At 48.0% G+C, this 23,520-nt stretch carries 24 protein-coding genes; 10 read left to right on the forward strand and 14 right to left on the reverse strand.

The window, feature by feature from the left end; translation table 11 throughout:
* Positions 1-94: 94 nt before the first annotated feature.
* The 3 genes from IC230_RS22455 to IC230_RS22465 all read left to right on the forward strand — a co-directional run bounded on the left by IC230_RS22455 (position 95) and on the right by IC230_RS22465 (position 2,570).
* Positions 95-1,555 carry an outer membrane protein assembly factor BamB family protein gene (locus tag IC230_RS22455; protein ID WP_191041305.1) on the forward strand — a complete coding sequence of 487 codons (1,461 nt, stop codon included), beginning with the start codon at positions 95-97 and terminating at the stop codon, positions 1,553-1,555.
* Between the two features lie 81 nt (positions 1,556-1,636).
* Positions 1,637-1,912 (forward strand): tectonin domain-containing protein, encoded by a 276-nt coding sequence (locus IC230_RS22460; RefSeq protein WP_191041306.1) that lies wholly within the window; start codon positions 1,637-1,639, stop codon positions 1,910-1,912.
* Positions 1,913-2,252: 340 nt separating this feature from the next.
* Positions 2,253-2,570 (forward strand): hypothetical protein, encoded by a 318-nt coding sequence (locus IC230_RS22465; RefSeq protein ID WP_191041307.1) that lies wholly within the window; start codon positions 2,253-2,255, stop codon positions 2,568-2,570.
* Between the two features lie 8 nt (positions 2,571-2,578).
* Here the strand turns inward: IC230_RS22465 and IC230_RS22470 are convergent, their stop codons facing one another.
* The gene (locus IC230_RS22470; RefSeq protein WP_191041308.1) at positions 2,579-4,357 is read right to left on the reverse strand and encodes an ABC transporter ATP-binding protein; all 1,779 of its coding nucleotides are present in this window, start codon (positions 4,355-4,357) and stop codon (positions 2,579-2,581) included.
* A gap of 145 nt (positions 4,358-4,502) precedes the next feature.
* On the opposite strand from IC230_RS22470, the gene IC230_RS22475 reads away from it, so the two are divergent.
* Entirely contained in the window at positions 4,503-5,759 is a 1,257-nt protein-coding gene (locus tag IC230_RS22475; RefSeq protein WP_191041309.1) for a DUF2264 domain-containing protein, read from the forward strand.
* A 660-nt stretch (positions 5,760-6,419) separates the two neighbouring features.
* On the opposite strand, the gene IC230_RS22480 is transcribed toward IC230_RS22475, so the two are convergent.
* The 5 genes from IC230_RS22480 to metG all read right to left on the reverse strand — a co-directional run bounded on the left by IC230_RS22480 (position 6,420) and on the right by metG (position 11,113).
* On the reverse strand, positions 6,420-6,749 hold the full coding sequence (locus IC230_RS22480; RefSeq protein ID WP_223860780.1) for a nitrilase-related carbon-nitrogen hydrolase: 330 nt from the start codon (positions 6,747-6,749) through the stop codon (positions 6,420-6,422).
* A 123-nt stretch (positions 6,750-6,872) separates the two neighbouring features.
* Positions 6,873-7,916 carry a radical SAM protein gene (locus IC230_RS22485; RefSeq protein WP_191041310.1) on the reverse strand — a complete coding sequence of 348 codons (1,044 nt, stop codon included), beginning with the start codon at positions 7,914-7,916 and terminating at the stop codon, positions 6,873-6,875.
* Between the two features lie 3 nt (positions 7,917-7,919).
* A complete protein-coding gene (locus IC230_RS22490; RefSeq protein WP_191041311.1) occupies positions 7,920-8,231 on the reverse strand; it encodes a hypothetical protein in 312 nt (103 codons plus the stop codon).
* Between the two features lie 245 nt (positions 8,232-8,476).
* Complete coding sequence (locus IC230_RS34820; RefSeq protein ID WP_191041312.1) at positions 8,477-8,590, reverse strand: hypothetical protein; 114 nt, start codon at positions 8,588-8,590, stop codon at positions 8,477-8,479.
* A gap of 456 nt (positions 8,591-9,046) precedes the next feature.
* Positions 9,047-11,113 carry a methionine--tRNA ligase gene (gene metG, locus IC230_RS22500; protein WP_191041313.1) on the reverse strand — a complete coding sequence of 689 codons (2,067 nt, stop codon included), beginning with the start codon at positions 11,111-11,113 and terminating at the stop codon, positions 9,047-9,049.
* Between the two features lie 142 nt (positions 11,114-11,255).
* Here metG and IC230_RS22505 point away from each other — a divergent pair, with 142 nt between their 5' ends.
* A complete protein-coding gene (locus IC230_RS22505) occupies positions 11,256-12,281 on the forward strand; it encodes an NAD-dependent epimerase/dehydratase family protein (RefSeq protein ID WP_191041314.1) in 1,026 nt (341 codons plus the stop codon).
* Between the two features lie 113 nt (positions 12,282-12,394).
* Entirely contained in the window at positions 12,395-13,804 is a 1,410-nt protein-coding gene (locus IC230_RS22510; RefSeq protein ID WP_191041315.1) for a tetratricopeptide repeat protein, read from the forward strand.
* Positions 13,805-13,872: 68 nt separating this feature from the next.
* On the opposite strand, the gene IC230_RS22515 is transcribed toward IC230_RS22510, so the two are convergent.
* The 3 genes from IC230_RS22515 to IC230_RS22525 all read right to left on the reverse strand — a co-directional run bounded on the left by IC230_RS22515 (position 13,873) and on the right by IC230_RS22525 (position 16,431).
* Positions 13,873-14,466 (reverse strand): hypothetical protein, encoded by a 594-nt coding sequence (locus IC230_RS22515; protein ID WP_191041316.1) that lies wholly within the window; start codon positions 14,464-14,466, stop codon positions 13,873-13,875.
* Between the two features lie 145 nt (positions 14,467-14,611).
* Entirely contained in the window at positions 14,612-15,457 is an 846-nt protein-coding gene (locus tag IC230_RS22520; protein ID WP_191041317.1) for a DUF2490 domain-containing protein, read from the reverse strand.
* Between the two features lie 107 nt (positions 15,458-15,564).
* Positions 15,565-16,431 (reverse strand): mechanosensitive ion channel family protein, encoded by an 867-nt coding sequence (locus tag IC230_RS22525; RefSeq protein ID WP_191041318.1) that lies wholly within the window; start codon positions 16,429-16,431, stop codon positions 15,565-15,567.
* Positions 16,432-16,536: 105 nt separating this feature from the next.
* On the opposite strand from IC230_RS22525, the gene IC230_RS22530 reads away from it, so the two are divergent.
* Positions 16,537-17,700 (forward strand): cysteine desulfurase family protein, encoded by a 1,164-nt coding sequence (locus IC230_RS22530; RefSeq protein ID WP_191041319.1) that lies wholly within the window; start codon positions 16,537-16,539, stop codon positions 17,698-17,700.
* Between the two features lie 144 nt (positions 17,701-17,844).
* Here IC230_RS22530 and IC230_RS22535 read toward each other — a convergent pair whose 3' ends face one another.
* From IC230_RS22535 to IC230_RS22550, 4 genes are all read right to left on the reverse strand, one after another.
* Positions 17,845-18,306, reverse strand: coding sequence for a VOC family protein (locus IC230_RS22535; RefSeq protein WP_191041320.1), 462 nt, complete (start codon positions 18,304-18,306; stop codon positions 17,845-17,847).
* 144 nt (positions 18,307-18,450) lie between these two features.
* A complete protein-coding gene (locus IC230_RS34825; RefSeq protein ID WP_191041321.1) occupies positions 18,451-18,723 on the reverse strand; it encodes a dihydrofolate reductase family protein in 273 nt (90 codons plus the stop codon).
* Between the two features lie 36 nt (positions 18,724-18,759).
* Complete coding sequence (locus IC230_RS22545) at positions 18,760-19,017, reverse strand: dihydrofolate reductase family protein (protein ID WP_191041322.1); 258 nt, start codon at positions 19,015-19,017, stop codon at positions 18,760-18,762.
* A gap of 213 nt (positions 19,018-19,230) precedes the next feature.
* Complete coding sequence (locus IC230_RS22550; protein WP_191041323.1) at positions 19,231-19,827, reverse strand: NAD(P)H-dependent oxidoreductase; 597 nt, start codon at positions 19,825-19,827, stop codon at positions 19,231-19,233.
* 140 nt (positions 19,828-19,967) lie between these two features.
* Between IC230_RS22550 and IC230_RS22555 the strand changes: the two genes are divergently transcribed.
* Positions 19,968-20,291 (forward strand): hypothetical protein, encoded by a 324-nt coding sequence (locus IC230_RS22555; protein WP_191041324.1) that lies wholly within the window; start codon positions 19,968-19,970, stop codon positions 20,289-20,291.
* 98 nt (positions 20,292-20,389) lie between these two features.
* On the opposite strand, the gene IC230_RS22560 is transcribed toward IC230_RS22555, so the two are convergent.
* A complete protein-coding gene (locus tag IC230_RS22560; RefSeq protein WP_191041325.1) occupies positions 20,390-21,508 on the reverse strand; it encodes a trans-sulfuration enzyme family protein in 1,119 nt (372 codons plus the stop codon).
* 175 nt (positions 21,509-21,683) lie between these two features.
* On the opposite strand from IC230_RS22560, the gene IC230_RS22565 reads away from it, so the two are divergent.
* On the forward strand, positions 21,684-22,523 hold the full coding sequence (locus IC230_RS22565) for a crotonase/enoyl-CoA hydratase family protein (RefSeq protein WP_191041326.1): 840 nt from the start codon (positions 21,684-21,686) through the stop codon (positions 22,521-22,523).
* Between the two features lie 30 nt (positions 22,524-22,553).
* Positions 22,554-23,435: an SDR family oxidoreductase gene (locus IC230_RS22570; RefSeq protein ID WP_223860781.1), complete on the forward strand. Its 882-nt coding sequence runs from the start codon at positions 22,554-22,556 to the stop codon at positions 23,433-23,435.
* The last annotated feature ends 85 nt before the right edge of the window (positions 23,436-23,520 follow it).

Here is a 23,520-nt window from a genome sequence, read left to right on the forward strand (position 1 = left end):
CGGAGATGGGTCGTGCAGTAACGCCAACGGACCTCAGCTCTTAGGCAACGAATTTTCAAATCTATTTACCCCATTTTTCAAACCAAACAAACCAATGAAAACTCCATTTCCATTTCTATCCACCCTGTTTTGCCTGATGCTGTTGTGGGTTGTCTCTTGCAAGAAAGAAGACCCAGTCGTGCCGCCTGGGGGCACGACTGGTCCTGGCTCAACTACCGGCACCACAACCACCAAAAGCTCGGCTAAAGCCATCACGGCCTTTTCCTTCAACAGCCTCAGCCCCGCTGTAACGGGCACGATTGACGCGACGGCCAAAACTATTTCGGCCACCGTTGCATCGGGTACGGACGTAACGAAATTGGTGCCTACCATTACTGTATCGGATAAAGCGACGGTTTCACCTGTGTCGGGTGTGACGCAGGATTTCTCCAAAGCGGTGACCTATACCGTTACAGCCGAGGATGGCAGCACTCAAGCGTATACGGTGAGTGTGATGAAGGAGAGTACGAATACTGCTTCCACCGCAAATGACGTACTATTCATATGCGGCACCGACGACAAAAAGCTGTACGCTATTGATGCAAGTACAGGTACAAAAAAGTGGGAGTATCTAACGGATGGGGTAGTTTACTCTTCCCCGATTTACGCCGATGGGGTTGTATTCTTTGGGGGTGGTGATAAAAAACTCCTTGCTATTGATGCCAGTACAGGCGCTAAAAAGTGGGAGTTTTCCGGGCCTAATGGATTTACGGGCTCTGCCCCAACTTATTCTGATAAGATAATTTATATTCCTGACTCCTTTAACAGATTGTACGCAATTGATGCGACTACGGGCACAAAAAAATGGGAATTTTCGGGAGCCGACATATTAACGAATGCTGTAGTTGAGAATGGGACAGTATATGCTTCCGCAAGAAACAGAAGATACGTATATGCAATTGATGCCGCTACCGGAGCTAAGAAGTGGGAAGCCACAACTGGAGGCTCTTACTCGGTAGGAGAATATTCTGTTGCCGTTATGAGCGGATTAGTCTACACCGTTACAACAAACGGCAAACAACTTCAAGCTTTGGATGCTGCGACCGGGGCAAAAAAATGGGATTTTACGATTGATGGAAATACAACTTCTTCTTCGCCAACTGTATCGAATGGGGTCGTGTATATAACCGATTGGACCCAGAGTCTTTACGCGATAGATGCTACAACTGGAACTAAAAAGTGGAAATATACGGCCAATGAATTATCCTATGATCCTGCCGGACCCGTTGTTCAGAATGGAGTTGTCTATGTGGGTTTGTCAGTAGCGGTTGATGCAGCTACCGGACAGAAAAAATGGAATAACTCTGTTGGTACGAAGTATGACGTTTCTTCAGTTTTAGCAAATGGAGTCCTATTTGGCGGAAGTATTTCAACAAAGACGTTATACGCTGTCGATGCCGCTACCGGAGCTAAGAAATGGGAGTTTTTGGTAGGCAGTAATCTGTCAAGTTCGGCTTGCGTTGTCGATAAAAATGGTAAAGTATACTACGGTGGCAGCAGCGGTATGGTGCAGTAAAATCAATAAAAAGGCCTCGCCGAAAACCTTTAAGGGAGTAGGCATTATTTTTCTATCTATACTATAAAGAAAACGTTAGCAATGATTGTCCTTGCCGGAACCCTGGCTCGGGGAGGATACAAAAAAGAAGAAACGCCACCAACCCCCACTTTATCGTGGGAAAAGTTTCCCAAAGGGTTGTTAAAGCAAATTTCCGTCGGTAAAAGTGGCCTGATTTGGGGTATTGGCACCAATAACCATGTTTTTCGGCTGAATAGCGCGGGTACAGACTGGGACGAGCCCACATCTACGGCTTTATTGACTCAGGTATCGGTAGCCTCCGACGGCACAGCCTGGGGGGTAAATAGTGATGGGTAACCCCATTGTGGGCAAACGGCCTAGGTAGCCGTCAATGGAGTCGATAGGCAACAACCGAAACCCGAACCATCCGGCTGGGGCAGTCAGCGGGTGTGTATTTGCTACGGGCCAGTACCTCTACGCAAAGCTGGACGGTGCGGATGGTGAAGCAGTAGAACAGAAGTTAGGCTCGACTGCTAAGTCTGTAGTGACAAACGAGCTGATTTGGTTGGTAGTATAGTTCACCGGCTGGTACATGGTTATTGGTCGGTGACTTGTGCGTTTGGCCTGGCATAGATTATTTCTCAAACAGCCGGGCCGTTGTGTGAGTTATAAAACAGAAACAGACTCATCAACAGCTATGCGCTACTTCACGCCCGATCCCAGTGATCTGTCCGGCAACGACTCCCGTCACGTACCAACCGGTATGGAAAATGATCCCAATGCCGACGAAGAAGTAATTAAACAGGATGCCAACGAACAGTATCCTGAACCTGTCAAAGAAGAGAAGGAAGCAAAACTTGCGCCCGATAAACTGGCCGATTCAATTGCCTATGCGCTTGACGGCAGTGGTCCCGGACTAACGAATGCTAAGCCAAACGTATCAGGGCATGACGTAATTACAGAAGGTACATCTGGGGCCGGGTCTGAAGAAGAAGAACGGATTTTCGGAAAGTAAACGGCTGTTTACACAACTTCTTTATACTGCATCCGATACAGGTTCGCATAGAAGCCTTCCTGCTGAAGCAATTCTTCGTGATTTCCCTGCTCCACGATACGTCCTTTATCGACCACGATAATGTTGTTGGCTTTCTGAATGGTCGAGAGACGGTGAGCGATCACGATGGCAGTACGTCCTTTCATGAGCTTGCTGATGGCATCCTGAATCATCTCTTCGGTTTCGGTATCGACAGAAGACGTAGCTTCGTCAAGTACGATAATTTTAGGGTCCTGCACCATCGCCCGTACAAACGAAATTAACTGCCTCTGACCAACCGATAGAGTAGAGCCACGTTCCATTACGTTGTATTCATAGCCACCCGGCAATCGCTCAATGAACTCGTGGACGCCAACCAATTTGGCGGCTTCAACAATCTTTTCGCGACTTATTGTCTTGTCGCCGAGTGTAATGTTATTCTCGATGGTGTCGGAGAACAGGAAAACGTCCTGCAAAACAACACCAATATTCCGGCGCAGGTGACCGAGTTCGTAGTCATGCACATCGACCTTATCTATGTTGATCTCGCCTTTATTGATGTCGTAGAATCGGCTCAGCAGGTTGATGATGGACGACTTTCCTGCACCCGTTGCCCCCACAAACGCTACCGTTTCGCCCGCCTTTGCCCGAAACGAAATGTCACGTAGCACCCAGTCTTCATCGTTGTAGGCAAACCAGACATCCTTAAATTCAACCTCGCCCCGAATAGTTTTTGGTGCGTAACTGCCGTTGTTGACGGTGAACTCGTCGCTGTCTAAAAGTTTCAGAATACGATCGGTGCTGACAATGCCCATCTGCAACGTATTGAAACGGTCGGCCAGCATTCGAATCGGCCGGAAAAACAGGTTGATGAACATCACGAACGCTGTGATTGTCCCGAACGTAACGTCTGAGCTAATGATCTGCTGGGCACCGTACCAAACGACCAGCCCAACGGCAACGGCCGAAATAATATCGGCCACGGGGTAATAGACCGAATAATACCAGATTGAGCGAATATTGGCAGCGCGGTGTTCATCATTGATCATTCGGAACTTCTCGGCCTCGATTTTTTCGCTGCCAAAAATCTGCACGATGTTCATGCCGGTGATGTGCTCCTGAACGAACGAGTTCAGGTTAGCCACCGCCGTACGCACCTCGTTAAACGACTTCTTGATCTTTTCTTTAAAAATATACGTACTGATTAGCATTAGCGGAATCGTCGACAGACTGATGGCCGCCAGTCGCCAGTCAGTGTAGAACATCACGCCAATGATTAGTACTAACTGCAATATATCGCCTGCAATAGCTGCCATCCCTTCGCTAAACACATCGGCCAGCGTTTCGACATCCGAAATTGAGCGCGTTACCAGCCGGCCAATCGGCGTGTTGTCGAAGAACTTGAGTCGTAGATGCAGAATTTTTTGGTATAACTGCACCCGAATATCACGAATAACGTACTGACCCAGCCAGCCTGACAGATACGTATTCAAAAACTGGACAATGGCCTGTACCACCAGAACACCAATCATTAGGATCAGCATGAGCGTCAGACGCTGATAGTCGCCCAGGGCGATCACGTTATCGATGGTGTACCGAATGAGTAGGGGAGTTAGGGGAGCCAGGCAGGCGGCTACCAGAATAATACCAACCAGCAAATAAAAACGGGCTTGGTACGGCTTTATGAATGAGTATAACCGTCGTAGAATGTCCAGATCAAATATTCGACCGGCGGCCGGCGCTCCGGCACTTTTCTGTTCTTCGTTCACAGACAATGGAAATGGCGAGTTCAGAAACGTAACAGCATTTTCAAATCGAACGTTTCAGCCAGATTGCGATTTGCCGACTATTGCCGGAATCAGTAAAAATCAGGTACGATCGCTTTGTTGAAAAGAACCTGCGAAAAAAGAAACTATGAAACGGCGGACATTTACCCGACTTGTCACCGCATTACCCATCAGTTGGGAAGCTCTCAATGAAAAAGAAAACATTACGTCTGTTAAAGACATCTCAACAAACGTTACGGCTACCGATGATCGGGCGTATTGGTTGCAAACCTTGTTAAAAATTGCCGATCCAGTGTTGAATGCGCTGGCTCAAAATCGACTGAAAGCCACGATGCCCATTGAGTCGGCACCAGGCCAGCAGGAAAGCCGAATTGCGGTTTCTCATCTCGAAGCCCTCGGTCGAACCATGGCGGGGCTGGCTCCCTGGCTTGAGCTGGATGCCGATGACTCGCCGGAAGGTCGCTTGCGGCAGCGCTATCTGGACCTCGCTCACAAAGCCATTGCGAATGGCATTAACCCGCAATCGCCCGATTATCTGAATTTTACGAACGGGGGACAGCCGTTAGTCGATGCGGCTTTTCTGGCGCATGGATTGGTCCGTTCGCCTAAATTATGGAGCGCGCTACGTCCTGATGAGCAGGCTAACGTAATAAAAGCGTTACAGGCGAGTCGAGTCATCAAACCAGGATATAATAACTGGTTACTGTTTACGGCAATGGTCGAAGCGGCTTTACTCAAATACACGGGTTTGGGCGATGAAGTCCGGATGGATTACGCGATTCGGCAGCATCAGGCTTGGTACAAAGGGGATGGTGCTTATGGCGACGGGGCTGATTTTCACTGGGATTATTACAACAGCTATGTCATCCAACCGATGATGCTGGACGTTGTGCAGGTATTGGTTGATGCGAAGAAAGCCGACAAAGCCTTGTATGAATCGTTGCTGGTACGGGCGCAGCGGTACGCGATAATTCAGGAACGTCTAATCGCTCCTGATGGCTCCTTTGCCGCTTTCGGGCGATCATTGGCGTATCGGTGTGGTGCGTTTCAACTACTATCGCAAATCGCACTACAGAAAAATTTGCCGCCAGAGCTATCTCCCGGTCAGGTGCGCTCGGCACTGACAGCTGTAATTCACCGGACAATGGATGTTTCCGGTACGTTCGATGCGAAAGGCTGGTTGCAAATTGGTCTGTGTGGCCACCAACCGGCCATCGGCGAAACCTATATCTCAACGGGAAGTTTATACTTATGCTCCGTAGCGTTTTTGCCGCTGGGCTTACCCGCTTCTGATACGTTCTGGACCTCCCCATCTACTGACTGGACAGCTAAAAAAATCTGGTCGGGACAGGATGTAAAAACGGATCACGCCATCAAAGGGTAAAAGTGACTATCTTGGTTTAACTTTAGATAAACGAATACAGTTTATCCGGGGCACATATTGCCTACAGTCATGAAAAAGCTCGCGTTCCTTATCCTTGTTGTTTTAGGCGGCTGCTCGCCTAAAACGGTTGCGACCTTAACGACTCAGCCTAATCGCGTTTTGTATACCAGTGCTGATATCAACCAGGCTAATACAGTAGACTCGGTTACCAGAATAAGACCAGGTAGACATTTGCTAGCCGGGAACATGAAGCTGACACTACGTAATGGTGAACATAAAACAATTCCTAAAAGGATATCTGGGGATATTCCAATGAGAAGAGAAATGTGTGGCGACGCTTCAGAAATGTGTATTATTGGGTTCTTCAGGTTAACGACGTAGTTGAGTATGAAATAATTGCAACTCGACATATTGGGAGTACTCTTGTCAATGAACCGGTCAGGATGTACAGTAAAACACTGGATAGTAAGATTGTGAGTAGCCGTAAGCGAGCCTCACAAACGGGTAATGAAGAAAACTAAAAATGTGGCTGAGGTGTAAAATTAGAGCGTAGAGATGACCGCACGGGCGGCCCCGATCTTGTTTGGAAAGATCGGGGCCGCCCGTGCGGTCATCTCTACGCTCATCTGATTCAACGATATTTTCTACTGCCTCATAGGATTAGTTAGCCTCAAAAAAGCAGTAAATACAGATTCTAATGCCGCTTGTCGCACGTATCAACCGAACCATCGGGCTGCATCCATACGAGCCGATTATAGTATTGATTTCCTTTACAACGAAACTTCCCGTAACAACGGCCTGATACTGAGCAGAAATTTGCCGTAACCGGCGGGTCGTATCCAGATTCACAATTTCGGATACGGGTGTTGGATTCATTGTAAAACCTGTGGTAAACGTTTCCGGCAATACAATCAAATCCGTTGGTTCTGTGAGGTCAGCCAGTTTTTCTTCCAGTATGGTACGGTTGGCCACCGGGTTTTCCCAATGCAACGACGTTTGAACAAGCGTGATTTTCAGAGAATCTATGATACGCAGCGACAGATACAATACCCGTCAAAGGTACGGATTGCCCTGTTGCTCCGGTTGTTTTTCAGCCGAAGAGCTTGTGGATCACTAGGCTGCCTGTATGCTTTCGTTGATGAGGATTTCGTTCCAATTCACAATATCCGACTGAACATCCGTATGGATTTTCTGCATGGTTTGGTTGAAAACATTCTGTAAGACAGGCATTTGTCGATGCAGATAATCCGCAAAAACCGTATCCGAAAAGGTATGCACATTTCCGATAATCAGATTCTCATTAAATCCATACGCTACCGGAATGATGCGGCCCCGTTCGTCTACCACAATTGTATCCAGTATATCTGAAAGTCGGGGATTTTCGGGCGGGCCTGCCGCAAACGCATTCACCACCTCTGGAAAGGTCCGTATGTATTCCCGATGAAGCAAATCCAGCTGTACCAGCATACGGTTAGCATATTTTGACTTGATGTAATGACTCAGAATAAAAATCTGATGCGCTAGCGTATCATCAATCACGTGGTTTTGTAACTGTTCGCCTGCCCGTCCGGCCATCTCCAGCGGATGCAGTTGCAATAACTGAGCTCCTTGTTCGTACGCAAAATCGGCCAGCCAGATCAGCGATGCCCAGCTTTCGGGCGTCACCGTATGGATAAATCCAAAGGGTTTGTTATGCTGTTTCAGCACCTGAACACCTTCGAACATCTTATCAAATGCTCCCGGCTGGCCCCGTATGAAATCGTGCAGATACGGAGGACCGTCGATGCTCACGGCTACCAGATCCGTATGCTCCAAAATCCGGTGGGCACGGTCGGTTTTCAGCAACATGCCATTGGTTGCAATGCCCGTATTGAAGCCTTCCGATTGGGCCAGGGTCAGTACTTCTTCCAGATGAGCATACATAAACGGTTCCCCGCCTGATACGGAAATGGTATTGAATCCTTCGCGACGGGCATACACTAGAAAACGGCTCAGAGCGGCCGGATCGAGCATTTCTTTCAGGTGCGGAGACGAGGAAGAATAACAGTGCAGACAGGTCAGATTGCATTTCCGGGTCGGATGAATTTGAATGGTTCTGAATCGGCCCGGATGATTCGGGGCCGATTCAGAACAACGGATGCGTTCCGTCGTTTCCATTGCTTACAGGCCTAACGTCGCCTTAAATTGGAATACATCAGGACCAATGATGCCTATTGGAAAAACCTCGAAGGTTTTAAGGGTAGGCACTTTCAACAGGTCTTTGATACGAGTAAATGCCTCCGGATTAATGGTGCCGCGAATCAGGATGGAATCAAACGCAAGTTTGCCCATGGGAAAGGCTCCATTTACGTCGTATCCCATTTTACGGAATTCCATGATTGAACTGGAAGCCGAACGTAAAAACTCTTTGTCGAATTGGGCGTGTGAAAGCCGTTTGAGGAGAGCGGTCTCAAAACTTTTTACATCTTCCATGTAAAGAATGATTAAGAGGTAATCCCTGAGAGCGACGGCAGGGGGTCCGTAGGAAACAACCAGGCGATGATTGTTTCTGTAGGATTAGTCGAAGAAAAATTTTAGCAGGAAACAGAATATAGAGACAAGAGTCAAGAAACAGGAGAAAGAGTGTTATTGGTTAGTTATGGGTTGTGGGAAACGAGAATTAAGTGGTCAAGTATAAGTAATCGTATAGTTGATTTTTATTTGACTAATGATGTTAATCACCTATTTTTCAGCGTATTGGTACTGTCATAATCTTCGATTTTGAGCCATAAATGTTTGATGTGATACCAGAGCGTTTCAATTAGATTGAGTTCAGAAGCGTAGGGAGGCAAAAATTGAAACTATAAATTTTTCGCTTTCCACGCCTTCATTTTTGCTTTGATATCGGCTGATTTGTGGAATGAAGCGTTATCGATACCACTATTGTTTGCCTGGATGGCGGATAAGTTCCATACAGCTCTGCTATCGTATTACTGTCTTTGCCTGCATGACTCTATAAAAGGGCTTGACTTCGTTGGCGAATCCAATGACAGGCTGAGTTGCGAACCCTATCTTCTAAGGCTGACTGTTCTGTATCGCTTAGGCTTAAACAGGACTTTCGCTCTCGTACCACAAAGGTTATACTGACCGTTGTTATGCTCTAAAAGTTTTACTCTACCACTTAACATATGTTTTGATTGTGTTTTGGTTATATAACAAGCGATAGTTGAGACTCAGTTAACAAAAAAGCCGGAAACAGTTACGTTTCCGGCTTTTTTTAGGTAGGACCGAAACAGGGTTTGCCCTGCCTAACTGACCGTTCCGCCGTTCCAGACGGATTCGCCCGGCGTGATGAGCGATAATTTCCCGTCGCGGTCTTCGGCCATCAAGATCATTCCCTGTGATTCTAGCCCCATCATCTTGCGGGGAGCCAGATTTGCCAGAAACGTAACTTGCTTACCGATGACCTCTTCCGGCGTAAAATGCTTGGCAATACCGCTCAGAATTTGCCGTCCGCCCAGACCATCGTCAACTTTTAATTTCAGCAGTTTATCGCTTTTCGGTACGCGCTCGGCTTCGGTGATCGTGCCAATGCGTATATCCATTTTGGCAAAATCATCGTACGTAATTTCACTACGTAATTCCGGCACAGTCTTGGTTTCTAATTCATTCATGCGTTTGGCATTCAGTAATTTCTGAATCTGTTTATTGATTTCGTCGTCTTCAATTTTGGCAAACATCAAGTCGGATGGGCCGGCGGGCGCCTGTCCCAAGGCGTGGCCTTCAATTAGTAAGTCAGCCCGGCCCGCATTCGTCCAGTTGAAATGCTCGGTGATGGCCAGTTGAGTCCGCAACTTCTCCGCCGTGAACGGCAAAAATGGCTCACAAACGATACTCAGGTTTGCCGTGATTTGCAGGGCGATGTTCAGAATCGTATGGGCTCGCTGCGGGTCGGTTTTAATGGCTTTCCACGGCTCGGTTTCGGCCAGGTATTTATTGCCAAGTCGCGCCAGATCCATCAGGTGACCCAGTGCTTCCCGGAATTTATAGTTTCCGATAGATTGTCCGATTCGGTCGGGGAATTGCGCCAACTCGTCCAGTATCTGATGATCATATTCAGTAAGTTCGCGACGTAAGGGCACGTGTCCATCGGCCATCTTGTGCGTCAGCACAACCGCCCGGTTCACGAAATTGCCCAGAATACCAACCAATTCAGAGTTGTTACGTGCCTGGAAATCCTTCCATGTAAACTCACTGTCTTTGGTCTCGGGCGCGTTGGCCGCCAGAACGTAACGGAGTACATCCTGCTTACCCGGCAACTCGTCCAGATACTCATGCAGCCAGACGGCCCAGTTGCGCGACGTACTGATTTTGTCACCTTCGAGGTTCATGAATTCGTTGGCCGGTACGTTGTCCGCCAGAATATAGCTACCCTCGGCCATCAGCATCGCCGGGAAGATGATGCAGTGGAAAACGATATTGTCCTTGCCAATGAAGTGTACCAGCTTGGTATGCTCATCGCGCCAGTACAACTCCCAGTCGCGGCCCTGTTCAGCGGCCCATTCTTTGGTCATGGAGATATAGCCAATCGGCGCATCGAACCAAACATAAAGAACTTTACCGTCGGCATTGGGTAACGGTACTTTGATGCCCCAGTCCAGGTCGCGTGTCATCGCGCGGGGACGTAGTCCTTCCTTCAACCACGACTGACACTGTCCAAATACGTTCGTTTTCCATTCGGTATGGCTGTTAACGTACTTCTCGATATCGGGCTGCATCCGATCCAGTGGCAAAAACCAGTTTTTGGTCGAGCGCATAACGGGCTTCGAGCCAGACAAAGTAGAGTGCGGCTCAATCAGTTCAGTTGGGCTGAGCGCCGTGCCACAGCGTTCGCACTGATCGCCATATGCGTTCGGGTTACCACAGACCGGGCACGTACCGACAATATAGCGGTCTGCCAGAAATTGTCCGGCAACTTCGTCGTAGTATTGCTCGGTGACTTCCTCATCGAAATCGCCTTTATCGTAAAGCTTTGTAAAAAACTCCTGCGAAGTTTCGTGGTGAATCGGATTCGAGGTGCGCGAGTAAATATCAAAGGAGATGCCAAAATCCTGAAACGCCTGCTTGATCTGGACGTAATATTTGTCGACGACCTCTTTGGGTGTGATTCCTTCTTTTTTGGCTTTAATGGTGATTGGTACGCCGTGTTCATCGGTACCGCTGATAAAGGCGACGTCTTTGCCCGTTGAGCGCAGGTAGCGTACGTAAATGTCGGCGGGTAGGTAACAACCAGCAATATGGCCGATGTGTATCGGTCCGTTGGCGTAGATGAGAGCCGCCGTAACGGTATAGCGTTGGGGATTTTCGAGAGACATAATCCGGTAATTGGTGCGCAAAATTAGCAATTCAGGCCCGAACGTTGTTATGTTTACAAAAAGACTACAGCCGGTCTGCTATGGAGAACAACACGTCGAATACGAATAATTTCCTCAACTGGGTCGAAATCAAAAACTTCAATTGACATCATCACTACGTAATCCGGTTTTCATTACTGGCGCAACCGGTTTTATTGGCTCACACATCGCCCGGCGGTATCTGGCGGATGGTCATCCGGTTTCAGTTTTGTACCGACCTCAAAGTGGTTACGGGATGCTGGACGATATAGCAGAACAGATCATTTGGCATGAAGGCGATGTCCTGGATATTCCTTCTCTAGAAGTAGCGATACAGCCAGTTGCTGACGTTATTCACGCAGCGGCTATTGTTTCGTTTGTGCCGAAAGACCGCGACAGGATGGAGCGTATCAATGTAGAGGGTACGGCTAACGTAGTGAATGTTTGCCTGAAAGCTGGTGTTCGAAAACTCGGTTACGTTAGCTCTGTAGCGGCTATTGGTCGTCCGACAGCAAAGGGTGAAAATACCAATGAGCCAATACGTATCAACGAAACCCTGAAGTGGGAAGAGTCGCCCAATAACTCAGCGTATGCCAAAAGTAAGTATCGGGCGGAACTGGAAGTCTGGCGGGGCGTGGCCGAAGGTTTAAATGCCGTTATGGTCAACCCGTCAATTGTTCTGGGAACGGGCGACTGGAGCCGGAGTAGCTTACAACTGATTAAGTACGTACACGACGAGCGACCGTTTTATCCCGCCGGTTTAGTCAATTACGTCGATGTTCTCGACGTTACGGATGCGCTTGTCCGGCTGATGCAGTCCGACGTAACGGCTGAACGCTTCATCCTGAGCGGGGGCACCATTCCGTACCAATCCTTGTTAGAACAGATAGCAGCGGTATTGGATAAGCGTCCGCCAACCATGCGTATACCACCTGTACTAACAAAGTTGCTTTGGCCATTAGAAGCTGTGCGAGCGTGGTTGATGGGCAAAGCACCGTTGATTACCCGCGAAACGGCCCGGTCGTCAAGTTCGTTATATGCCTACGATGGGCGGAAAATTGAGCAGCTACTTGATTTCCAATACCGACCGCTGAGCGAAACCCTCCGGGGTGTGGCAGACGCCTTTAGAGACCGTTTAGCCAAATTGTAAATTTTTAAGAATGGGGTTGGAGTTTAGCTTTTTTGGATTTATATTGAAGTGCCAAAGGATAAATCGCGCCATTGGCGCGGCCCCTATCCGCCAAACATTTTTCAGGCAATAGTATGGAGCAAGAGTTCGAAGAACGAGAAGGCGATATTAAAGAATCAATCCGGCGTTTCGAGCAGATGCTGGACCAGCAGCAAAGCCAGTTTTTCGACCTGGATGTCTACGAGCAAATGGTTGAGCACTACCTCAACCAGGGTGATTTAGACAAGGCGTTTAAAGCCGCCGAATCCGGTTTGGAAAACTTTCCCTACGCGCTGGAGTTAATGCTCGATAAAGCCCAGATTCTGGCTAATTTTCAACGGTTCGACGAATCGCTGGAGTTACTGGAACGGGCTTCATTGTTTAATCCTGGTGACCTCGACGTACCGTTTATGCAGGGCTCCGTCCTGAACATGGCCGGGCGCTATGAAGAGTCGATCCAGGTACTGGAAGAACTCCTTGACCGCGCTGAAGATAAGGATGATATTCTGTTTCAACTGGGGCAGAGTTATCAGAGCTGGGGCAAATATGCCGAGGCCATTACGCAGTATAAGAAGTCGATAGCGCTGAATATTAACAACGAAAACGCCCTGTATGAATTAGCATTTTGCTTAGACGTAACGGGCGAGTTGGAAAATAGCCTGACGTATTACCAGCAACTGATTGACGCTGACCCGTATTCGTATAATGCCTGGTATAACATCGGTATTGCCTACAGTAAATTAGCGCGGTACGAAGAAGCCGCTGAAGCCTACGATTATGCGGTCATTATCAAGGAAGATTTTGCTTCCGCGCATTTCAATCTGGGCAATACGTACATGAACCTGGGGCTGTTTGAGAAGGCTGAAGCCTGCTATCGGCAAACACTAAAATACGAAGAGGCTACGGCCGATACGTACTGTCATCTCGGTGCCAGTTTAGAAAAGCAGGATCGCCTACCCGAAGCAATTAAAGAATACCGCGAGGCTATCAAGTTAGACTCCATGTGGGACGAAGCCTGGTATGGTATCGGCGTTTGCCTGAGCGAATCCGGCAAGTGGTATGAAGCGCTGCCGTTTTTGCAAAAAGCGGTTAAGCTGAACGATCAGAATGGTGAATATTACCTGGCTATAGCCGAAACCGAATATAAAATCGGGAACGTATTGTCGAGTATTGAAGCGTTCGAGAAAGCGGCTGAGGTCGATGCTGAAAACCCGGATGTTTATTTAACCTGGTCGCTGGTGCCGTTTGATCAGGGAGATTTTTTGCGGGCCAATGACATCATCCAGGCAGGAGTAAATGATATGCCGCAGGAGGCTGATTTATACTATCGATCTGCTGTTTATCTGATTCATGCCGGCCATTACCGTGAAGCCCTGATTCAACTGGAAGCAGCTCTTACCCTTGATTATGATGCCCATGTTCAACTGTTTGAGTTCTTCCCGGAACTGGAAAAACAGAAGGCCCTGTACAAGATTATTCAGCAATACAAAAAAGAGAAAGAATAAGCAGATACGTTTATCGCTATACAAAAAAAGCTCGCTATACGTAGCGAGCTTTTTTTGTATAGCGATTATTATTCATTGAGCCGGGCAACAGCCTTAACAATTTCACTTTGGTTCAGATAAGTGTCGGATGTTTGTTTGCCTGATCGCTCCCGGTAAGCATAAAACCATCTGTTGAATTTCTGTAGCGATGTAAATTTACGAACCGTTCCATCTTCATCCAGGACGAACATGCGACGGCCGGTTTTGCCGCGATCTTCATCAACGGCAAATTTACGGTCCAGCACCATTGGTGAGCCATCGGTCAACTGACGTAACAGCCGGTTGCCCAGCCGGACAAAGACTGTGGAGTCGCTGCGGTACGTGACTAAGGTGTCGGAGCCCGCCAGAACAAGGCGTTTAATCATTGACAGAGCAATTCGCTGTTTGGCGGCCTGGCTGGAAGCACGATACACAAAAATCTTTCTTCCGTTGTACTGAAAACGTCCTTTCAGCAAGCGCCCGTCAGTTAATAAAGCCGTGCCATCACGGTATTTGTAATCAATACTGGGAGCCGTATCTATGGGTAAAAAAATGATACTTTGGGTCGTGCGGGTAATGCCTTGAGACCAGGCAAGCGTAGTAATATACAGCAGAGCGAAACTGATAACGATGACACGTTTCATAGCAGTAAAGTTTTCATAACTGTTAATTGTTACGTTAAGTTAAATTGATTTATTGATATAGTAAAACAGTATTATTCTTTTATTTAATACTATTAATGATAGCGTTCAGGATGTAATGTTGTTTTGTCGAAAGACTGTCGATTCGTTACTCTTCTGGCCCCGAATCTAGTCCTGCTTTGGATTTTCGACCATTCTCCAGATAGACGTATAAATGCAGAGCGTGATTGAAACGAAACAAACGTACCAGATCCGCTTCAGTCCGTTGTACGGTAAACTGATTCATATAGCCGAGCTCGATTCGCATATGCTTCTGGATTTTACGGCCCAGCGCTACGTAAGTTCGATTCTGATCAAAACGTACGCCCGATTTTGACAAAACCAGCATGGGTTCAATGCTGAGGTGAGAATACCAGCGGTTGTCTTCTTTATTCCGTTTGAAAACGGGATTGATCCAGCGCGCCATTCCCCGCAGTCGGACGTTGAAACGATCGGCCAATACTTGTTGCGATTCGCCATCGGATAAGAATACATAGGCATTGGCGAGTGTATCGGTGAGTGATGCCCAGCGAAGTTCCGTGCGGAAACGCTGAATAAGTTCTCCATCGCCAATGGGTTTGGTGATCTGAAGCTGCGGAATAACGCGGATTTCCTGAAAGAACGTAGTGGGTTGATACTCATTCACACGGCCCCAGTTCCACCAGAAGCCAACGGGTGAGAGCGATAGCCGGACGGGTTCTGAAAGCTGATAACTGATCCAGGGGCGAAATACCTGAAGGAGTGGGTGGCGAAACGCATTCAGATCGCGCCCATTGTTGTCGTCGGCCTGCCTGCGGTATTGATGGTCAAGTTGAAAACTCCATTTGCCACCCGTCTTATAAACCAGATTTATCTCCGACCAAAAAACGGTTCGATTTAGTACCTGGTCCCGATACGTCTGAGCATGAACCGATACGGTAACCAACAGAAAGAAGACAAGCAAAGAACGATTCACGATACGTACTGGGAAGTTACACCAAACGCTAACCGATGCGAATCTGGGAATGTTTAATCCCTTTTTAATCTAGAAGTCATTTGTGACAGCTACAAATCTCCATTACGTTACTGCGCTTTTTGGTCAGCCAGTTTCTGTTTGAGGTCAAAGGTTTGGCCAGCAAAGACAATCAGAATGTTATTTTCATCAAACGCGCGCTTGACGGCAATGATCGCTTCACTCAAAGCGGTCTGGGGATTTGTCACCGTTGGATTGATCCAGAACCAGATGACAAACTGAATATTAGCGTCTGCGAAGTTTCGATAATGTAAATCGACGGGGAGGTTCTGTACCACAAACGGTAACTGGGAAACAGCTGTTGTAGCCACACGTTGGGCCGTTGCCAGATCGTCTATGTACGACACACCGGCAGCTACTTCGATCCGTCGATGGCCAATGCGGGAAAAATTTTTGATTGGTTTCTGAAAGACGTCCTTGCTCGGAATCTCGACGGTTTGCCCCTGCCCGTTATCAATGACAATTGAACGTAGCTTAATATCCAGTACTTTACCCGTGTAGCCGTTGGTCTCCACGATGTCACCAACCTGAATAGGCTGAGCCAGCGCAAGCATAGTGCCCGAAATAAAATTGGCCGTCAAGTCCTGAAAGGCGAAGCCAATGGCCAGCGCAATGACACCCGCGCCCGCCAGCAGTGAAGTCACAGTCTTGTCCAGACCTAACACCCCCAATGCGACAAACAAGCCAACGGCCACAACAAAAACGCGAACCACGGCCCCCGTCAGGTTAACGAGCGATACGTTAGTGCTGACCCGAGCCAGTCCACGAATTACCCAGCGGCTGAGCCAGCGCGATAAAAAAGTGAAAATAACCAGCAGTAGAATCGCGACGGCCAGCTTTGGTAAATAGCGGATGGCGGTGCGAGTCCAGGTTGTTAACTCGGCGTAGATCAGTCCGGCAGCCTGCGAAAAATCCATTGTAGAGAGAAGAAGTACTGCTACGAGAACGACTCAGATTTGAATAGTGTTTCATCAGTAACGGCATTCGCCGTACCTTTGCAGGATAGACAAATCTGAATTGCGATGACACCAGCCGCTGCCGTTTACTTAGATAATGCCGCTACGACCCGACTCGATTCTGAAGTTTTAGACGCTATGTTGCCGCTTATGACGGAGCAGTTCGGTAACCCATCGTCTATACACAGTCATGGCCGAACGGTTCGTACAGCGATCGAGAAAGCCCGCAAAACGGTGGCATCGTTACTCAACACCTCGCCCGCCGAAATTTTCTTTACGTCAGGCGGTACCGAAGCCGATAATACGGCCATTCGGAGTAGTATTGAAACCTACCGTCTGACGCACGCCATTACGTCCCCTTTGGAACATCATGCCGTTTTACACACGCTTCAACACCTCGAACAACAGGGTACCATTCGGCTAAGTATGGTCAACATTGATCCCAAAGGACACATTGATCTGACGCATCTGGAAGAACTGCTACGCCAAAACCCACGAACACTGGTCTCGCTTATGCATGGGAACAACGAGATCGGTAATTTGCTGAATCTGAACCGGGTAGGGGAGCTATGTCGGGAATACGACGCTATTTTTCATTCCGATACGGTACAAACGATGGGTCATTTTCGGCACGATCTGCAACAACTGCCGGTCGACTTTATCGTGGGCGCTGGTCACAAATTCCACGGACCTAAAGGAGTCGGTTTCCTGTATGTCAATGCTGAACGCGTAAAAATTCATCCGTTCGTGTATGGGGGAGCGCAGGAGCGTAACATGCGGGGCGGTACCGAAAATGTGTATGGTATTGTCGGTTTAGCGAAAGCGCTGGAAATTGCGTACCGCGATATGGATGATCACAAACACCACATTACGTCGCTGAAACGCCGGATGATTGAGCGGCTCCGTGATAAAATGCCCGACGTCCAGTTCAACGGTAATTCGGCAGATGTTGGAAACAGTTTGTACACCGTATTGAACGTCAGTCTGCCAGCGTCGGACTTGAGCGATATGCTGTTGTTCAGTCTGGACATCGCCCGGATTTCGGCCTCGGGTGGGTCTGCCTGTTCGAGCGGATCAAGTGTTGGTTCACACGTATTGGCCGCTTTGCCGGAAGTAGACCCTGAGCGTGGTTACGTTCGGTTCTCGTTCGGAAAATACAACACAACTGAGGAGATTGACTACGCCGTCGATACGTTAGTGGGCTTATATCAGAAGGAATTAGTGAAATAGACTTGGTCTGATACGTAGTGAAATCACTTCACGACGCGACATGTTTATTATGAATAGCTATTGATTGTCAATTAGTTGTCCATCTCGCAGTCAAACGACTGATAACAGCTAAATGACAATCAATGAACTCGAATAACGACGTCTTTATGCTTGCTCTAATGTAGCGATGTCGATTTTACTCATTTTCAACATGGCTTGCATGACTCGCTTTGCCTTCTCCGGGTCTTTATCTTGCAACAATTTGGTTAATGCCGAGGGGACAATTTGCCAGGATACACCAAACTTATCTTTCAACCAGCCACACGGGCCAGGTTCGCCACCTTCAGAAAGCTTCTCCCAAAAATAATCGACTTCTTCCTGGTTCTGACAGTCGACAGAGAGCGAGATACCTTCGGAAAACGTAAAATGCGGTCCACCATTTAAAGCTGTAAATTTCTGACCGTCAAGATCAAACGTAACGGTCATTGCCATTCCAGCAGGCATATTCCCTCCTTTTGCGTACCGGGAAACGTTGACGATTTTTGAGTTTTTGAAGACAGAGGTGTACAAATTAGCAGCCTCTTCAGCCTGATCGTTAAATGTCAGGAATGTGGTAATTTTTTGCATATTGTTTACTGGTATTGGTTATTAATCAGTTAAATGTAAGCTAATTTTTAGCTGCGTGGGGAGGGTGAAAACGACAAAAACAGGGGTGATTCCGACACAGCAGCGATACGGAGTCAATTATGAACGTAGTAGTTTTTTGGCAGCTTACCTCCGTTGATATGTCAAGCTGGTAACCCCATTTTTGTGAGCTTTACTACTCATTAGATGCAAGCTTACCTTCGCGGATTCATCAGAAAACAGTTTGTCGCCTTGAACCGCAATGACCGGATGAATCACGAGTCGTAACTCATCGAAAAGGCCATTCTCTAAAAATAGCTGCCAGGTTTTCAGACCGCTTTCAATGGGAATCGTTTTGCCGTCACTGTTTTTGAGTTTCTCTATTTCCTGCCCGAAAGATCCCCAGTCTTTACTCGTCAACTGTTCAGAATTGGCCCAGATCAGGTCGACTGGTGATTAGGATATGACAATTTTCCGGATTTCGTTTATCTTTTTGGCAAACGAGTGCTCAAGAGCCGAATGGGATGACTTTTCCGCATTTTGCCAGTAATCGGCCATGGAAGGATACGTATTACTTCCCATCAAACTGGCATCGTACTGATCATAAGCGGCCAGCGATTCTTCCAGGATCTCGTCGCTGAATGACATCCATTTATCCGGGTCCGACACGATACCATCGAGCGACATGTTCATGTACAGGCTAATTTTTCTCATTGGTACGTTGTTTATACGGTTATGTGCGATGTACCTTTCTCTGACAAAAATGGTATAAAGCGTTCTAACTAAAGGGGGGTAAGGCCGACAATAGAAGGAGGGAAATGCGACAGTAATGTTCTTTTGTTTTGGCTAGATCAGACAAACTTTTACATAAAAAAAGGGTCTGAAGTGAATTCTTCAGACCCTTTACTAATCAGACTCGTTTTAGGGTTATTTCTCCACCAAACTGGGACTCATCCACCGTTGTGCTACGTTCAGCGTATACGTCAAAAACGCCCGTGTTGTTCGTTCATAAATTTCATGGCCGGCAAAATGGCCGTTTTCGTCCAGGTTTTTGTCGGTTTCGTGTGATTCATACAACTTTGGCGATACGATAGAGTAGCTATTTGTGAAGCTAATCAGTTTGTTCACTACCGTTGTCATATCCAACGCGGGCTGACGACCCCCGCGTCCGTTGGAAATACCAACCATCGCGAAGACTTTATTGTCGAACAAATGCTTAAACGCAGGGCCTCCCAACTGATGAACAACATTCGTGGCTTGTGGAGGAGCTGTCCAGTTGTATTCAGGCATAGCAAAAATGACCAGATCGGCGGCTTCCCAGGCACTGATCAGCTCCTGTTGAAACGACGTCAATGTATCTTTTTTTACAGATCCCTGACCAACAAACGGTATATCGTAATCCTCAAACGTAACGATCGTAACCTCATGTTGACCCTCTTCGGCCAGTACGTGCCGGAGGTAATTGACAAAACGCAGCGAGTTGCTGTTTTTGCGTGATGAGGTGGAAACGAGGGCAATTTTCATTAATGTGATTGTCAAATACAGTTAGAAAACCACACCGTTTACCCTTTAGTTTCAAGAGTAAAGCAGAGTCAACTGCAACGTTTATGGATTTGTAAGGGTCTTTGCATCCTAGTAGCAGGCTAATTCAACGCGACTGGCTTATGAAAACATTACTTGCCCTACTGTTTCTCTCGGGCTGTGCATATGCGCAATCCCCAGCTCAACTGATTCGTCGTGATTCAATACCGGAGGTATTCCCGCCAGATCACATGCCCAATTCTCGCCCGAACAATTCGTTTTATCGGTATCATTCGGACCCCAAGAACGTGATGCGGGCTACGCTGGACAATATGCCGATCAAAGTGCCTGATACGTCCGTTACGTATATAATGGAGCAGAAGTACCTTCGCCACCGCCAGCCTGCTGAACCACCGACTCAATTTCTGAAGCCAATGCCCCGTATTGTCCCCAAACGGTTTCGATAACTGACAACTAATTTTATTAACCACAGAGCCACAAAGTACACGGAGCTTTCGCAAAATTTAAACTCCATTACTTTGTGGCTCTGTGGTTAACCGCTGATTTATCGTAAGGCTTGGGCTAAATCGGCGATTAAGTCTTCGGCGTGTTCCAGGCCAATAGAAACACGTAGCAGATTTTTCGGAGTTGCCGACGTTAATCCCTCTACGCTGGCCCGATGTTCAATCAGGCTTTCAACCCCACCAAGACTTGTCGCCCGGGCGAACAGTTTCAATTTACCGATAAATTGAAGCGCTTTTTCCTGTCCACCCTTCACCTGTACCGATAACATGGCGCCCGGTCCGTTCATCTGTTGATGAATAATAGCTCGGTCGGGGTGGTTGGCTAAGCCCGGATAATGTATTTTCTCAACGGCTGGATGGTCGTCTAAAAAATCAGCAACCGCCTGAGCCGTTGCACTCTGCGCCCGCACACGTACGCCCAATGTTTTAATCCCACGACTCACTAACCAGCAGTCAAAGGGCGATGGGACTGCTCCGGACAATCCCTGTAACATGCGTACACGCTGCGTAAACTCATTATCCCGCTTGAAAATCAAAGCTCCCCCCAATACGTCACTGTGGCCGCTAAGGTACTTCGTGGTTGAGTGCATTACCACGTCGCAGTTCAGGTCGAGCGGGCGTTGCAGGACGGGCGTTGCCCATGTATTATCGCAGACACAAATCGCCCCGACCTCGTGCGCTAATCGACTGACAGACAATAGGTCGGTAATATCCAGCATCGGATTAGACGGTGTTTCGCACCACACAACGCGGGTATTTTCGTGGATCGACGCTTTCACTGCATCCAGATCGTTCATGTGTACACGCGTATACGTAAGTCCCCAGGGGTGAAATACTTGTTCGAGCAACGCCGGTGTGCCGTAATACGCATCAGTCGAGAGCAACACATGATCACCCGGACGTAACGCCTGAAACAACGTCATGGTAGCTGCCTGTCCCGACCCAAACGCCATACCGACGGTGCCCCCTTCAAGCATAGCCAATGCTTTTTCCAGTGCTTCGCGCGTGGGATTGTTCGGACGGGCATAGGTATAGTTGGCGGGCAGCTCATTCGCTTCGTTACGAGCAAACGTCGTTGACAGGTGAATGGGTGCAACAACATCCCCTGTGTCAGGGTCAGGATGGTGCGTAGCGCGGAGGGCGAGCGTATCGAAATGCATGACGAGTATAAAACGAGAGTCGGATGGTTGTGAATGCAACAGTTGGAGCGGAAAGAAAGTTGACTCGGTGCCACCCGATCAGGAAAATGAGTTCGGTAATTTTTTTGACCATCATGCCTGACCAATACATAGAGTCTGTTACATTTAGGCTATTGTATGCAAGCATACTATTGTTATGGAACAAACGTATCAGGCTTTAGCCTTCGAACAGATCAACGGCGTTATGACCGTTACGTTACTCGGACCTGGGAAAGGCAACGCAATGGGGCCGGAGTTTTGGGAGGAGTTACCCAACGCAATGGATGAGATCAACCGGATGCATGACATTCGCTGTATCGTCTTTCGAGGGCGTGGTGATCATTTCAGTTATGGACTCAACATACCGCAAATGATGCCTCTGTTAGGCAAGATGACGACCGGTACTGTACTGGCGCATCAACGGATGGACCTGATGGCACAGATTCGGCAAATGCAGTTGGGATTTCAAAAAATGCACGAATCGCCAAAACCAGTCATTGCTGCTGTACATGGCTGGTGTATTGGTGGCGGAGTAAATATGATCGCTGCTGCCGATATCCGGCTCTGTTCCCGTGACGCCAAATTCAGCTTACGCGAAGCCAAGCTTGCCATCACGCCCGACATTGGAGGATTACAGTTTCTTCCAGCCATTATTGGTCAGGGTTTCACCCGAGAAATGGCGTTTACAGGCGCTGACTATGATACTGCCTTTGCGGAACGTATCGGGCTGGTCAATCATGTATACGATACGCCCGATCAGTTATTCGAAGCGGCTGCTACGTTGGCCCGACAAATTGCCGATAATCCCGCCACGGCAGTTCAGGGCGCTAAACGGGTGCTGAATTATAGCCTGAATAAATCCATTGAAGACGGTCTTCAATACGTAGCGGTCTGGAATTCGAGCCAACTCCAGTCCGACGATTTCTCCGAAGCCATGCAGGCCACGATGGAGAAGCGACAAGCTGAGTTTAATAAAAAATCAAATCGAGGTTATTAACCCCATAACTCATTCGATTATTCACTCATTATGACCACAGGTATGTTGCGCGATGATGCGCTGAAAGGAAAAACGATTATTGTAACGGGGGGCGGTACAGGTCTCGGAAAATCCATTAGCCGATATCTGCTTCAGTTGGGAGCTAACGTAACGATCTGCAGTCGTCGGCAGTCAGTTATTGACGAAACGGCTCAGGAACTGATGCAGGAAACGGGCGGGAAGGTACTGGCTGTTCAATGCGATGTACGTAATCCATCGGAGATTGAAAACGTCATTGCCCAAACGATTGAGAAATTTGGCAAAGTTGACGGCCTACTCAATAACTCAGCCGGAAACTTCATTAGTCCAACCGAGCGACTTTCGTATAAAGCCTTTGATACAATTGTTGATATCGTCCTGCGCGGTACGTATTACTTTACCCTGGCGATTGGTAAATACTGGATTGATAACAAAATTCCGGGAGTCGTGCTGAACATTTCGACGACTTATGCGACAACGGGTTCGGGCTACGTAGTACCGTCGGCAGTAGCAAAAGGCGGAGCCCTGATCATGACTAAATCGCTGGCGGGTGAGTGGGGTAAATACGGTATCCGTCTCAACGCCATTGCACCCGGTCCGTTTCCGACCAAAGGGGCTTGGGATCGACTCTTTCCCGAACCGTTGATGAAGATGATGGACCCCGTCAGCCGCATTCCACTCAAACGGGTTGGCGAACATGGCGAGCTGGCCAATCTCGCGGCCTTTTTGCTGTCTGACTATTCGGGCTTTATCACTGGCGAAACCATCACCATCGACGGGGGCGAAGTACTGATGGCGGGCGAGTTCAGTCACCTGGAAAACGTTACGTCGGAGCAGTGGGACGACATTGAACAATCGATCAAACAAGCGAATCGGGCAAGTAAAAAGGAGTGAAGAATGAAGCGTGTAGAGTAAAGAACAAAAGTCATTTTACAGGTTTATTCTTCACTCTACGCTCTTCATTCTTCACTTTTTTCGG

This window comes from Spirosoma validum (genome assembly GCF_014699035.1).
Classification (GTDB): Bacteria; Bacteroidota; Bacteroidia; order Cytophagales; family Spirosomataceae; genus Spirosoma; species Spirosoma validum.

Coding starts and splice junctions, on each gene's coding strand:
- IC230_RS22455 (WP_191041305.1), top strand. CDS start 95: ATGAAAACTCCATTTCCATTTCTATCCACCCTGTTTTGCCTGATGCTG.
- IC230_RS22460 (WP_191041306.1), top strand. CDS start 1,637: ATGATTGTCCTTGCCGGAACCCTGGCTCGGGGAGGATACAAAAAAGAA.
- IC230_RS22465 (WP_191041307.1), top strand. CDS start 2,253: ATGCGCTACTTCACGCCCGATCCCAGTGATCTGTCCGGCAACGACTCC.
- IC230_RS22475 (WP_191041309.1), top strand. CDS start 4,503: ATGAAACGGCGGACATTTACCCGACTTGTCACCGCATTACCCATCAGT.
- IC230_RS22485 (WP_191041310.1), bottom strand. CDS start 7,916: ATGGAAACGACGGAACGCATCCGTTGTTCTGAATCGGCCCCGAATCAT.
- IC230_RS22490 (WP_191041311.1), bottom strand. CDS start 8,231: ATGGAAGATGTAAAAAGTTTTGAGACCGCTCTCCTCAAACGGCTTTCA.
- metG (WP_191041313.1), bottom strand. CDS start 11,113: ATGTCTCTCGAAAATCCCCAACGCTATACCGTTACGGCGGCTCTCATC.
- IC230_RS22510 (WP_191041315.1), top strand. CDS start 12,395: ATGGAGCAAGAGTTCGAAGAACGAGAAGGCGATATTAAAGAATCAATC.
- IC230_RS22515 (WP_191041316.1), bottom strand. CDS start 14,466: ATGAAACGTGTCATCGTTATCAGTTTCGCTCTGCTGTATATTACTACG.
- IC230_RS22525 (WP_191041318.1), bottom strand. CDS start 16,431: ATGGATTTTTCGCAGGCTGCCGGACTGATCTACGCCGAGTTAACAACC.
- IC230_RS22530 (WP_191041319.1), top strand. CDS start 16,537: ATGACACCAGCCGCTGCCGTTTACTTAGATAATGCCGCTACGACCCGA.
- IC230_RS22535 (WP_191041320.1), bottom strand. CDS start 18,306: ATGCAAAAAATTACCACATTCCTGACATTTAACGATCAGGCTGAAGAG.
- IC230_RS22545 (WP_191041322.1), bottom strand. CDS start 19,017: ATGAGAAAAATTAGCCTGTACATGAACATGTCGCTCGATGGTATCGTG.
- IC230_RS22550 (WP_191041323.1), bottom strand. CDS start 19,827: ATGAAAATTGCCCTCGTTTCCACCTCATCACGCAAAAACAGCAACTCG.
- IC230_RS22555 (WP_191041324.1), top strand. CDS start 19,968: ATGAAAACATTACTTGCCCTACTGTTTCTCTCGGGCTGTGCATATGCG.
- IC230_RS22560 (WP_191041325.1), bottom strand. CDS start 21,508: ATGCATTTCGATACGCTCGCCCTCCGCGCTACGCACCATCCTGACCCT.
- IC230_RS22565 (WP_191041326.1), top strand. CDS start 21,684: ATGGAACAAACGTATCAGGCTTTAGCCTTCGAACAGATCAACGGCGTT.
- IC230_RS22570 (WP_223860781.1), top strand. CDS start 22,554: ATGACCACAGGTATGTTGCGCGATGATGCGCTGAAAGGAAAAACGATT.